Origin of the sequence: Thermotoga neapolitana DSM 4359, assembly GCF_000018945.1 — a bacterium.
In the GTDB taxonomy this organism is placed as follows: Bacteria; Thermotogota; Thermotogae; order Thermotogales; family Thermotogaceae; genus Thermotoga; species Thermotoga neapolitana.
Genome location: NC_011978.1, coordinates 1,446,311 through 1,458,629, shown reverse-complemented (window position 1 = coordinate 1,458,629; position 12,319 = coordinate 1,446,311). Strand labels below are relative to the sequence as shown.

Annotated in this window: 15 protein-coding genes; 4 read left to right on the top strand and 11 right to left on the bottom strand. The window is 48.9% G+C overall.

The genetic code is table 11. The features are described 5' to 3' along the window. Positions 1–55: 55 nt before the first annotated feature. Genes CTN_RS07470 through metG form a run of 11 tightly spaced genes read right to left on the bottom strand, consistent with a single transcriptional unit; the run spans position 56 to position 9,641 of the window. Positions 56–1,000: an asparagine synthase-related protein gene (locus tag CTN_RS07470; RefSeq protein WP_015919959.1), complete on the bottom strand. Its 945-nt coding sequence runs from the start codon at positions 998–1,000 to the stop codon at positions 56–58. Then, positions 997–1,470, bottom strand: a complete 474-nt coding sequence (locus CTN_RS07465; protein ID WP_015919958.1) for a metallophosphoesterase family protein — start codon at positions 1,468–1,470, stop codon at positions 997–999. Before CTN_RS07465 ends, CTN_RS07470 begins: the two co-directional genes overlap by 4 nt. A 6-nt stretch (positions 1,471–1,476) precedes the next feature. Beyond that, positions 1,477–2,319 (bottom strand): pantoate--beta-alanine ligase, encoded by an 843-nt coding sequence (gene panC / locus CTN_RS07460; protein ID WP_038067963.1) that lies wholly within the window; start codon positions 2,317–2,319, stop codon positions 1,477–1,479. Continuing rightward, entirely contained in the window at positions 2,316–2,828 is a 513-nt protein-coding gene (locus tag CTN_RS07455) for a DUF501 domain-containing protein (RefSeq protein WP_004080407.1), read from the bottom strand. Before CTN_RS07455 ends, panC begins: the two co-directional genes overlap by 4 nt. Beyond that, the gene (locus CTN_RS07450; protein WP_015919955.1) at positions 2,798–3,592 is read right to left on the bottom strand and encodes a 50S ribosomal protein L11 methyltransferase; all 795 of its coding nucleotides are present in this window, start codon (positions 3,590–3,592) and stop codon (positions 2,798–2,800) included. The genes CTN_RS07455 and CTN_RS07450 overlap by 31 nt, the downstream gene beginning before the upstream one ends. After that, positions 3,582–4,013, bottom strand: a complete 432-nt coding sequence (rpiB, locus tag CTN_RS07445) for a ribose 5-phosphate isomerase B (protein WP_015919954.1) — start codon at positions 4,011–4,013, stop codon at positions 3,582–3,584. The genes CTN_RS07450 and rpiB overlap by 11 nt, the downstream gene beginning before the upstream one ends. Then, on the bottom strand, positions 4,010–4,351 hold the full coding sequence (locus CTN_RS07440; protein ID WP_015919953.1) for an anti-sigma factor antagonist: 342 nt from the start codon (positions 4,349–4,351) through the stop codon (positions 4,010–4,012). Before CTN_RS07440 ends, rpiB begins: the two co-directional genes overlap by 4 nt. Then, the gene (gene lexA, locus CTN_RS07435; protein ID WP_015919952.1) at positions 4,333–4,956 is read right to left on the bottom strand and encodes a transcriptional repressor LexA; all 624 of its coding nucleotides are present in this window, start codon (positions 4,954–4,956) and stop codon (positions 4,333–4,335) included. Before lexA ends, CTN_RS07440 begins: the two co-directional genes overlap by 19 nt. After that, a complete protein-coding gene (locus tag CTN_RS07430; RefSeq protein WP_015919951.1) occupies positions 4,953–5,330 on the bottom strand; it encodes an archease in 378 nt (125 codons plus the stop codon). The genes lexA and CTN_RS07430 overlap by 4 nt, the downstream gene beginning before the upstream one ends. Beyond that, positions 5,327–7,738 (bottom strand): DNA gyrase subunit A, encoded by a 2,412-nt coding sequence (gene gyrA / locus CTN_RS07425; protein ID WP_015919950.1) that lies wholly within the window; start codon positions 7,736–7,738, stop codon positions 5,327–5,329. The genes CTN_RS07430 and gyrA overlap by 4 nt, the downstream gene beginning before the upstream one ends. A gap of 13 nt (positions 7,739–7,751) precedes the next feature. Next, complete coding sequence (gene metG / locus CTN_RS07420) at positions 7,752–9,641, bottom strand: methionine--tRNA ligase (protein ID WP_038067864.1); 1,890 nt, start codon at positions 9,639–9,641, stop codon at positions 7,752–7,754. 60 nt (positions 9,642–9,701) lie between these two features. Here metG and CTN_RS07415 point away from each other — a divergent pair, with 60 nt between their 5' ends. Genes CTN_RS07415 through CTN_RS07400 form a run of 4 tightly spaced genes read left to right on the top strand, consistent with a single transcriptional unit; the run spans position 9,702 to position 12,317 of the window. Then, positions 9,702–10,547 carry a DUF4438 domain-containing protein gene (locus tag CTN_RS07415; RefSeq protein WP_038067861.1) on the top strand — a complete coding sequence of 282 codons (846 nt, stop codon included), beginning with the start codon at positions 9,702–9,704 and terminating at the stop codon, positions 10,545–10,547. 4 nt (positions 10,548–10,551) lie between these two features. Then, a complete protein-coding gene (locus CTN_RS07410; protein ID WP_015919947.1) occupies positions 10,552–11,220 on the top strand; it encodes a rhomboid family intramembrane serine protease in 669 nt (222 codons plus the stop codon). Positions 11,221–11,235: 15 nt separating this feature from the next. Beyond that, on the top strand, positions 11,236–11,664 hold the full coding sequence (locus tag CTN_RS07405) for a potassium channel family protein (protein WP_038067859.1): 429 nt from the start codon (positions 11,236–11,238) through the stop codon (positions 11,662–11,664). Positions 11,665–11,666: 2 nt separating this feature from the next. Then, positions 11,667–12,317, top strand: a complete 651-nt coding sequence (locus CTN_RS07400) for a potassium channel family protein (RefSeq protein ID WP_231556100.1) — start codon at positions 11,667–11,669, stop codon at positions 12,315–12,317. Positions 12,318–12,319 lie beyond the last annotated feature (2 nt).

The window sequence follows — 12,319 nt, the reverse complement described above, 5'->3', positions numbered from 1 at the left end:
AAACCTGAAGATCCTTCTCAGAAAGAGAAGAAGGGGGCATCTGAATGCCATTCTTTCACTCCTTCCTGAAGTCGATCACCTGAAAGGTTCTCAGCCTGTTGTTTCTGGACTCTTTCCATTCCACCTCTATGGGGAAGGCAAACTCTGGCTGGAGCCTTCCCTCCTTTATCCACTTTCTTGACTCTTCGTTTCTGTAGATCGCAGGATTTGCAAGAACAAAGAGTCTCATTGGCCCGTCAACGACCACCACCTCGTCTATCGTCTTCTCCTCTGAAAGTTTTTCAACGATCTCTTCAACGATTTCTTCTGGTGGAAAGGGTTTGACGTTCACCAGTGCGATGTTTCTGGAGAGGGGTCCTATGATCTTCACGTTCGCAAGTTCTGGAGCGAAACCGTGTTTTTCCAGAACGTTCAGAAGGATCTCGTTTGCCACCGAAACCGCTCTTCCATGGTAGTTCGGGTTTATGAGCATCTTCAAAAGATGCTTCAGTTTGCAGCCTTCTCTTCCTGCAGACTCTCCTATCTTTCTCACTTCTATTCCGAGATGATCTATCATCGCGTTTATCTCGGCCTTTCCCACCCTGTAAAGGGGTGAGTAGACTCCATCGAAGACCTTCAGCCCCGTTTTCCCCCAACTATCTGAGGCGTTGGCACCGCTCGCAACAAGGCAACCACCGGCGTACTCTTTCACAAGACGCGTTTTCACATCCCTCGTACAGGCGTTACACGAAGGACCGTATCTCCAGACCTTCTCCTGAAGTCCGTTGGACGGGATGAAGGTGTGCTTCAGCCCATACTTTTCCGCAAAACTTCGAACGATCTTTCTTGATTTTTCGTAGGTGTAAGGTCCCCAGTCGACGGTGACGAGTTCCACCCTCTCTTCTCCGAGGGCCATCTTCGCAAGGATCGCAACAAGAGAGCTATCCTTCCCTCCAGAGAAGGCAACGTAGAGTTTTCCATCTTTCACTGTCTCTCTTATGTCTTCAACGATCTCCCTCACAGTTTCTTCAACTCGAATCTCACTTCACCTCCATCGAGAGTCAAAACAGCGTAGGATCCTTCTGCGAGGCTTCCAGGGTTCAAAAACCTCACACCCGCTTTCGTGGTGTCTTCGGGTTCATGTGTGTGTCCAAACAGTATCACATCTGGTTTTTCGTTGAACACCCTGAGAAGGCGGTCTTTCAGATCCCAGGGAGCACCCCAGCCATGACAAATTCCGATGTTCACACCTTCCAGAAGAAGCACTTTGGAGAACGGAAGATGCTCCTTCACATCCGGATAGTCCATGTTTCCGTGGACTCCGTAGAATTCTCTGGAAGATTTCTCCAGAAGGATCACCGTGTCAAGGTCCACGTAGTCTCCAAGTCCTATAACCCCGTCGTATTCTTTCAGGGCGTTTATGATTTCATCGGGAAGATCTGGCATTCGTACAGGAACGTGCGAGTCAGATATTACAAGAAAGCGCTTCACTGTGGATCACCCCAGTATCGTGTTGTCTATCAGTCTTGCCTTTCCCACCCAGGCGGCGACCGCGACGATCACCTTTCGATCGATCTTTTCAACGGGCTCCAGCGTTTCCTCATCGACGATCTCCACGTAGTCTATCTTCACTCTGTCGAATCTGGACAGATGATTGATCATCGCTTCCTTTATCTTCACAGCATCCCTCTCACCGTTCAAAAAGAGGTTTTCAGCGATTTTCAACGACTGGTACAGGGCAAGAGCCTGTTTTCTCTCTTCAGGTGTGAGATAGACGTTTCTTGAACTCATCGCAAGACCGTCTGGTTCTCTCACTATGGGACACTCGATCATCTCAACGTCCATGTTCAGATCTCTCACCATTCTCCTGAGTACCCTGAACTGCTGTGCATCTTTTTGACCGAAGTACGCCCTGTGTGGTTTCACGATGTTGAAGAGCTTTGTGACCACGGTACACACCCCTCGAAAGTGTCCGGGCCTGGATCTACCACACAGCGGTTTTGAAAGCTTTGTCTCCTCAACGAACGTGGAGAAGTCGGGTGGATACATCTCTTCCACAGACGGGTGAAAAACGCAATCCACGTTTTCTCTCTCAAGAAGTTTCCTGTCTCTCTCGAAGTCCCTCGGGTATCTCTCGTAATCTTCGTTTGGGCCAAACTGAGTGGGATTCACGAAGATGCTCACCACGACCACGTCGTTCTCTGCCCTTGCTCTTCTCACGAGTGAAAGATGACCTTCGTGAAGATATCCCATTGTGGGAACGAAACCGATTGTTTTCTTCTTTTCCCTCATTTCTTCGGAGAATTTCTTCATCTCTTCGATAGTCTCTATGATTCTCATTCTCTCGCCTCCCCCGCTCTGCAAAGCTTCTCTTCGCAGAACTTTCTCTCCACAAGATCCCACACCATCTCCCCTACGGGGTTTTTCACTCCGGCCAGATAGTCTGCAAGATGAAGGTGGAGACATTTCAGTTTGGTGAAGTCTCTGATACCACCGGTTCCAACCTTTGAAAGAATCTCCCGGAAGGGGTGATCTTCTGGCAAGAGTTCTGCCCTTTTTTTTATGATCTCAACGTGAGCTTTCTTCATCTTTTCTCGAAGCTTGCCTTCTCTTTCCAGTTTTTCCTCGAACTCTTTTACATATCCCTGTGATTCGAGTTTTGAGACTTCCTTTCTCAGATGAGGGCAGGTGAGCCAGTAAAGTGTAGGAAAAGGCTTTCCGTCTTTGATGGGAAAGCTTTCTATAACGACGGGGTATCCATAGGGACATCGAAAGACAACGCGTCTCATGTTCGTGATCTTTCTACCAAGTTGCCATCCTACGATCTTTTCATCACGAGGGTCACCCATTCTCTTTCCTGCTTCCTTTCCAGAAGATTCCATCCCTTCTTGCTGGCCTTTTCTCTGACCATATTTTCTTTCGTATCCACGATTCCGGAGAGGATCAAGATGGACCTTTCGTGGGTGATTCTGTCCACGTCTTCGAGGAGCCTCAGGTGGATCTCCGCGAGGATGTTGGAGACGACAAGATCAAAAACACCATCAACTTCCGAAAGAAGATCGGATCGTTTCACGATGACATCCACGCTGTTCTTCTGAACGTTCTCTTTTGCGACCTCAACCGCCTGCTCATCCACATCCACCGCCATCACGTACGAGGCTCCGAGCTTTTTCGCCACTATGGCGAGGATTCCGGTTCCACATCCCACATCCACCACTCTGTCTCCCTTTTTCAGGTATTTCTTCAGAAAGAACACGCTCATCTGAGTGGTGGGATGAAGTCCCGTTCCGAAAGCGACTCCCGGGGAAAGTTTCACCACGATCTTGTCCGTTCTTGTCACTTTCTCTGTGGGATCGACCACCACGTCCTCTACGATCTCGAACGGTTCCAGTTCAACCATCCAGTCCTTCGGAGTCGTTAACCTCTCATCCAGGATCTTCCAGTTGCTCAAAAAAGAAGGAAGAGTTTCCCCTTCCCGAAGATACACTCTGAGCAACCTGTCTCCTTCTTTGTTTTCCTCTATCGCGAAGTTGAAAAAGCCTTCCTCGTAAAGTTTTTCCAGAAGTTCCTCCTCGTCTATTTTCAAAAGGAACACCAGTTCTTTAAACCTCATCAATCTTTCTTATTCTCCTTTCGTGTCTTCCTCCATCGAAGGGTGTTGAAAGAAAGGTATCCACTATCCAGAAAGCGAGTTCTGAACCGATCAGTCTTCCGGGAAGAACGAGCACGTTCGCGTTGTTGTGTGACCTTGCAAGCCTTGCCATGTCCGGAAAGAGACAGAGAGCAGCCCTTATGCCTCTGTATCTGTTTGCGGCAATCGACATACCGAGTCCAGTCCCACAGAGCAGTATCCCGTAGTCCACCTCGTTTGACAGGACGGATTGTACAACCTTCTTTGCATAGTCCGGGTAATCAACGGACTCTTCGGAGTGTGTACCATGGTCCAGGACTTCGATACCCTTGTTCAGAAGGTAGTTTTTCACCTTCTCTTTCAACTCAAACGCAGCGTGGTCTGATGCTATGGCGATCTTCACCTTCCCTGCACCTCCTCCAGCGCCTCCGATATCGTATCGTAGATCTTCACGATTCGAACCAGGTTTGTTATGGAAAGCACCCTTTCCACCCTCTCATTCGGAGACACCAGCGCGAAAAAGCCTCCTACACTGCTTACGCTCTTCAATATGTTCACAATGACTCCCAGACTGAAACTGTCGATACTCTCCACGTCGGAAAGCACAAGAAGGATTTTGTTGTATCCTTTGTTCAAGAACTCGTCGAACACCCACTTTTTGAACAGGTGTGCATTCTCTATGTTGAGTTCCTTGTTGGGCATGAGTATAACAACGTCTTCTACTATCTTGTAAGGAAACATGTCCTTCCCCCCTCATATTTTCTGAACACCCCGACCACTTTTCCGAGTATCTTCACCCTGTCTGCTCTGAAGAACATCGGTGACATTTCTTTGTTCGCCGGCCTCAACTCGACCATCTCGCCTCTCTGGAAGAACTTTTTGAGGGTGACCTCTCCCTCAACCATCGCCGCCACGATGTCTCCGTTCTGAGCCCAGTCCTGTCTTCTGATGAGGACAAGATCCCCGTCACAGATGTGTTCTTCTATCATGCTTTCGCCCTTTACCCTCAAAAGAAAGTGCTCGTAGCCGCTCGAGAGAAAACTGCCGGGCACTTCTATGTAATCTTCCAGATACTCGATCGCTTCTTTCTTTTCTCCAGCCCGAATCTCTCCGATCAGCGGTACTCTGTTTTTCACGCTCTTTGTCACTCTCATTGCACGGGGTTTTCCATTTTTTCTTTCGATGTAGCCTTTCTTTTCCAGTGCCACAAGGTGAAGTTGCGCTCCCCGGGGTGTGATTCTGAAACGTCGTGCTATTTCCCTCACCGAGGGAGGGTATCCGTTTTTCTCTATGAACTCTTCTATGAAAATCAGAACACTCCTTTGTTTTGCGGTAAGGTCCTTCAAGTGTCGAACACCACCTTCGTTCTCAGCTCACCGTCTTTCCGTTCGAACTTCAGAAGGTGGTAGGTGAGAGCCTTTATCTCCGTTCCTTCCTTCTTCTTTATCTTTCTGAACGTCACCGTTAATTTACCTTCTTTGTTTTCGATGGTGTGTGGAGCCCATCCCTTTGAGATCTCGAGTATCCAGTCGTTCACCGTGTCGAAGAAGTTGTCCTCTGTCTCTTCACACGGGTAGATCTTCTTCTTTTCCTCACCCTCGCTGAAAACGATCCCTTCCTCCTCAAGGAGGATGTTCTTTGCCTCTTCGAGAAGATCCAGATAAGACCGTCCTGAGATCTCATAGGCAACGTCTGCGGTGTGTTCTATCGGCCTTCTCAATCTTTCACCACCGCCACCTTGGATATGGTGTCGTCTCCGAGTTCGATGAGTTTCACACCCTTTGTCACACGACCGATGACTCCGATCTCCGACACGGGCATTCTTATCATCATACCGTTTCGTGTGACCACAACTATTTCCTCGTCTCCTTTCACGTATCTCACAGCCACCACGTGTCCTGTTTTGTTCACATCGGAGATGTTCCTCAGACCCGTTCCACCCCTTTTCTGAACCCTGTAGAGCTGAACGGGAGTTCTTTTGCCGAATCCCTTCTCGGTCACCGTGAGGATTTCTCCTTCTTCCGATGGAACAACGTCCATACTCACAACCTCATCTCCCGGCTGAAGTTTTATGGCCTGAACTCCAGCGGCGTTTCTTCCCATCCTCCTCACATCGCTTACAGGAAATCTTATGATCATACCAAGTTTTGTTGCAACAACGAGAGTTTCTTTCTCACTGGTGCTCACCCTGGCACTCACGATTTCGTCTCCCGGCTCTATCCTGATCGCTCTGACTCCACGGTTGCTCGTTGCATTTTCGAACTCTTCAAGGGACGTTCTTTTGATCTTTCCCGATTTTGTGACGATCACAAGATCCTTTCCTTTACCGTTCAGAGGAACGAGTGCTACGATCCTTTCTGTGTCTTCAAGATTCAGGAAAGCGGAGATGTGTTTTCCACGGGTGTTTCGTCCTGTGGTCTCGATCTGATAGTTTTTCAAAACGTAAGCCTTTCCGAAGTTGGTGATGAAGAGAGTCGAAGAAGTGTTCTTCGTTACAACCACGAACTCCACTTCGTCGTCTTCTGAGAGTTTTGACACGGTGATTCCTTTTCCTCCCCGCCTCTGCGATCTGTAGCTGTTCAGTGGTGTGCTCTTCAGATATCCCTTGTGGCTCAGGGTGATCACCACGTCCTCTTCCACTATGAGCTCTTCCACGTCGTACCTGAGTTCTTCATCCGTTATCTCCGTCCTTCTTGGATCACCGTATCGTTCTTTCAAATAGAGAAATTCTTTTTTCATTATCTCTCTTACTTTTTCGTCCTTTTCGAGGATCTCCTTCACCTCTGAGATCTTTTTCACCAGGTCCGAGTATTCGTTTTGTAGATTTTCTATTTCAAGGGAGGTGAGTCTTGAGAGCCTCATATCAAGAATCGCTTTTGCCTGTTCCTCGCTTATCTCAAGGGTTTCCATCAAAGAGTTTCTGGCCGATTCGACATCTTTGCTGTTTCTGACGATATCGACGACCACTCCTATTGCCCTCGCCGCTTTCAGCAAGCCTTCCACAACGTGGGCACGTTTTGTGAATTTTTCGTACTCGTACTCGGCTCTCCTTCTGATGACTTCGAAGCGATGTTCCAGAAAGGCCTCGAGCAGCCCTTTCAAATTCATCAACCTTGGTCTTTTGTTTTTGTCTATGACCAGCATCTGTACGTTGAAGTAATCCTGGAGGGCAGTTCGCTTGTAAAGGTTGTTTATTATGATGTCCTCGTTGGTATCCTTCGGTATCTCTATGACAACCCTCAACCCACGCTTGTCGGATTCATCCCTTATGTTTCTCACAGGAAGGGAGTCGTCGTCCTTCACGAGTTTTGCTATCTGCTCTATAAGACCCGCCTTGCTGACGCCGTAGGGGATCTCGGTGATCACGATCCTCTTCAGTCTTTTTCCCTCTTCAACGTGTACTTTTCCCCTTACTACTATCCTTCCTCTTCCTTCTTCGTACACGTTTTTGAGTTCAGAACCGTTCACCACGATGCCACCCGTGGGAAAGTCCGGCCCCTTGATGAACTGCATGAGTTCTTCAACGCTGGCTTCCGGATGATCTATCAGGTACACCAGAGCGTCCACGGTTTCCGACAGGTTGTGTGGAGGTATGCTGGTGGCCATTCCAACGGCTATACCGGAGGCGCCGTTTATTATGAGGTTCGGAACCTTCGAGGGAAGTACTTCTGGTTCCTTCAAGGTACCGTCGAAGTTGTCGACCATGTTCACCGTGTTCTTGTCTATGTCTTCAAGCATTTCCTCCGCAAGTCGGGTGAGTCTTGCTTCTGTGTACCTCATGGCGGCAGGAGGGTCCCTGTCGATGGAACCGAAGTTTCCCTGTCCCTCTATGAGGGGATACCTCATCGTGAAGGGCTGGGCCATCCTCACGAGGGCATCGTAGACTGGAGCATCTCCGTGGGGATGGTACTTACCCATCACTTCACCGACGATTCTTGCACTCTTTTTCGTCGGCGAGTTGTGGGTGAGGCCAAGTTCGTACATTCCGTACAGAATGCGCCTCTGAACCGGTTTGAGGCCATCTCTCACATCGGGAATGGCCCTTCCCACTATGACGCTCATGGAGTAGAGAAGATACGAGTCAACAAGTTCGTCCTCGATCGGTCTGTTTATCAGAATCTCCGGCATTCACATCCCTCCGTTATGATACTCTGGCACCCGGTGCGATATCCCCGTCAACAGTCAAGAGTCTCAACGTGTCACCCGCTTTTGCGGCAAGAAGCATTCCCTGAGACTCTATACCCATGAGTTTTGCGGGCTTCAGGTTCGCAACGACGATGATGGTTTTCCCTACAAGGTCTTCTGGCTTGTAGTATTCGGCTATCCCGGCAACGATCTGTCTTTTCTCCGTTCCAAGGTCAACGATCAGTTTGATGAGCTTTCTGGAATTTGGTACCTTTTCGGCTTCGAGAACCCTGGCGGTGCGAAGATCCACCTTCGCAAAATCGTCTATGGTGATAAGGTTCTGTTCAACCGACACCGTCTCCACCACCTTTTTGAACGTTTTCGTGTCTATTTTCCTGAAGAGTGGCTCTCCGTGGTGTACACTTCTTCCCGCTCTCAGAACTCCCCAGGTTTCAAGATGGTTCCTGTGAGGATTCTCATCGAAGGAGACCCTGCGGAAGACCTCCTGCGAGGTGTCAGGCATCACGGGTAGTGTCATCAGAGCCACCTTGAAAACAGCCTCGAGCGAGTTGTAGAGTACCGTTCCCAGTCTTTCTGATTTTCCTTCCTTTGCCAGTACCCACGGTTTTGTGTCGTTGAAGTATTTGTTCGCATCCGCTATGAACTCCCATATCCTGTCGAGTGCTTCCGTCAGCCTGTAGGAATCCATGAGATCGTAGTACGCGTTCTTCGTTTCGAAGAACCTCTCCTTCAGCCAGCCATCGGGTCCTTCCTCATTCGCTGGAGAGGGAAGTTTGCCGTTGAAGTACTTGTTTATCATCGCCGTGATCCTGTGAAGGAGATTCCCGTAGTCGTTTGCAAGATCTGAATTCAACCTGTGAACCAGTCTTTCTTCTGAGAAATCGCCGTCCTTACCGAACACGATGTCTCTTATCAGGTAGTACCTGACCACGTCGTTTCCGTACCGCTTCACAAAAAACCTCGGATCTATCGCGTTTCCAAGGGATTTGCTGATCTTCTGGCCGTTCACGGTGAGCCAGCCATGGGCAAAGACCTTTTCAGGCAAAGGCAGTCCAACGGACATGAGCATGGCGGGCCAGATGATGGAATGGAACCGGTTTATTTCCTTTCCTATCAGGTGCAGATCTGCTGGCCACCATCTGTTGAACATTTCCTCATTCCAGCCGTATCCTATGGCAGAGACGTAGTTTATGAGTGCATCCACCCAGACGTAAATCACGTGTTCTGGATCGTCCTTCATCGGAACGCCCCATTTGAAGGAGGTTCTGGTGATACTGAGATCCTTTAGTCCTCCTTCCAGGATCTTGAGCATTTCGTTCCTTCTGAAGTCTGGCTCTACAAAATCTGGATGCTCTTCGTAGTGTTTCAAAAGGGCATCCCTGTACTTCGAAAGCCTGAAGAAATAGTTCTCCTCTTCCACCCATTTGACTGGCCTTCTGCACTCAGGGCAGAGCCTCTCATCCCCTTCTTTTACGACCTCATCCTCGTTCCAGAAAGTCTCACAGGGGACACAGTACCATCCCTTGTACACTCCCTTGTACACATCGCCGTTTTCTTTCATCTTCGCAACGAACTCCTGAACGGTCTTCATGTGGGTTTCGTCGGTGGTGCGAATGAAGTGATCGTTGGTGATCTTGAGTTCTTTCCAGAGTTGTTTGAACTTTTCTGCAAGTTCGTCACAGAACTTCTGCGGGTCCTTGCCCGCCTGCTGGGCTGCCTGAAGAACTTTCTGGCCGTGTTCATCCGTTCCGGTGAGGAAGAACACATCGTATCCCATGAATCGTTTGTAACGAGCGATGATATCCGCTACAATAGTGGTATAGGCACTTCCAATATGTGGTTCTGAGTTCACGTAATATATCGGGGTGGTGATGTAAAATTTCAAAATGTCACCTCCTAACACGCCTTTTCTATTCAATGATATCACATTCTGGAGGTGAAATTCGTGAGGACGAACAAAGACAGACTGGTTCTCATATCGGTCGCAGGAGAGATCGCACCTGCCAGGATGAGGTCACCGTACAGTGTGACGACTGAGGGGAAGGTGAAGGTCATACCAGTCCTTGGGGGGATCACCTACAACGTGAGAGTGGGAGACAGCGCCTATGGATGGGAAGGGGATCATGTGGAACCGGGAGTTTCCGTGATGGCAAGAAAGAAAGAAGAAGAAATACCCTTCATGACACTGCCCTGTATAGGGAACGAGGTGATCGTGATGTCCGGGGATGCGAAGGGAAGCAGGGGGGTGGTAACAGGAAAACACGGTGGCGTGAACCACGTGATCGTTCATTTCGATGACGAGGTTCTGGAAAAACTCATGGTGGGAGACAAAGTTTTGATAAAGGCGTGGGGGCAGGGAATGAAACTTCTGGATCATCCCGATGTGAAAGTGATGAACATCGATCCAGATCTCTTTGAGAAGATCGGAATCGTTGAAAAGGATGGAAAGCTTCATGTTCCAGTTGTGGCGAAAGTTCCCGCCCATTTGATGGGTTCCGGAATCGGTGCATCAAGCAGTGCCTCAACAGATTACGATATAATGGCTCTGGATCCCCGTGAGGTGGGAGTGGAAGATCTCAGGCTCGGTGATATCGTGGCGATAATGGATCACGACAACTCCTACGGAGTTGGAAAGTACAGAAAGGGTATGATTTCAATAGGTATCGTGGTACATTCTGCGTGTGTTTCGGCAGGGCACGGTCCCGGTGTGGTCGTGATCATGACGGGGGAGGAATCGGTACTGGTTCCTGAGGTTGTGGAAAGATCGAACATATCTGACTATTTGAGGTGATAGAATGTTTCCCCTCTACGATGTTCTTCCAAGCAGAAAAAGGCCTTACATTACGATCGCATTGATCGTGGTGAACGTCATCGTTTTTATCTATGAACTCATTTTGAACGACAGAGAACTCCTCGTTTTCATGTACAGATACGGACTCGTTCCCGCCCGGTACACTGTGGAACGGGTGCGGGAGGCTCTGGGGTTTTCACTTTTTCCATTCATAAGCCACATGTTCCTTCACGGTGGGTTCTGGCACATCCTTGGAAACATGTGGTTTCTCTGGATCTTCGGTGACAACACGGAAGATGAGATGGGACATGTAGGATACCTGTTCTTCTATCTGTCTGCCGGTGTGTTTGCAGCCCTCAACCAGTTTGTGTTCACCCTTCATTCAACAACACCCATGGTCGGAGCTTCCGGTGCTGTTTCGGGAGTCATGGGAGCGTATTTCGTTCTTTTTCCGTACTCACGGATTGTGACACTCTTTCCCTTTTTCTTCTTCCTGACGCTGGTTGAGATTCCAGCCTTCTACTACCTCATGATCTGGTTCTTCATACAGGTGATGAACAGTCTTGTCGGATCTTACGGCGTAGCCTGGTGGGCACACATAGGAGGATTTGTCTACGGGATGCTGTGGGGGTATATTTTAAGGATGAGAAAATATCGCAGGTACAGATATTGATTGGAGGAGTCAGGCATGACCAGGGGAAAGAGTAAATACATTGTAGTCTTTGGATGTGGAAGACTCGGTGCATCGATAGCAAATCTTGCTTCATCGCTGGGACACAGTGTGGTGGTCGTGGACAGGAACGAATATGCCTTCCACAGGCTCAATTCTGAATTTTCAGGATTCACTGTAGTTGGGGACGCTGCGGAGTACGAAACCCTCAAAGAGAGCGGTATGGAAAAAGCGGATATGGTTTTTGCCTTCACAAACGACGACAGCACGAACTTTTTCATTGCCATGAACGCCCGTCACATGTTCGGAGTTAAGAAGGTGATCGCAAGAGTTTACGATCCCGAGAAGATAAGGATCTTCGAGGAGCACGGAATAGACACGATATGCCCTGCCATTCTGATGATGGAGAAAGTGAAAGGATACGTTGTGGGGAGTGACCAGGATTGAAGGTGATCATAATAGGAGGAGAAACGACAGCGTACTATCTGGCGCGTTCCATGACATCCCGAAGGTACGGTGTGGTGTTGATAAACAAGGACAGAGAACTCTGCGAAGAGTTCGCCAAGAAGTTGAAGGCAACGGTGATACACGGAGATGGAAGTCAAAAAGAGGTGCTCAGAGACGCAGAACCTTCGAAAAACGATGTGGTGGTGATCCTCACTCCCAGGGATGAGGTGAACCTCTTCATAGCCCAGCTGGCGATGAAAGAGTTCGGTGTAAGGCGTGTGGTGAGTCTGGTGAACGATCCCGGAAACATAGAGATTTTCAAAAGAATGGGCATTACAACCGTTTTGAACCTCACCACGTTGATAACGAACACGGTGGAGGCCTTGATCTTTCCCGAAGAGTTTTCCAGCATTGTTCCACTGGAGCAGGGAATTGAGTTTCTGAACGTGACCGTGGATGAGGAAAACCCGGTCGCTGGTAAGAAGTTGAAAGACCTGAATCTGCCCAGGGGCAGCATTGTGGCGGCCATCGTTCGAGGGGGAGTTCTTGTTGTTCCCAGAGGAGATACGGAGATCCTTCCCGGTGATAAACTGTACGTGATAACGAACAGAGAAACCAAAGAAAAAGTGGAAGAAGTTCTGCTTGGAAGGTGACC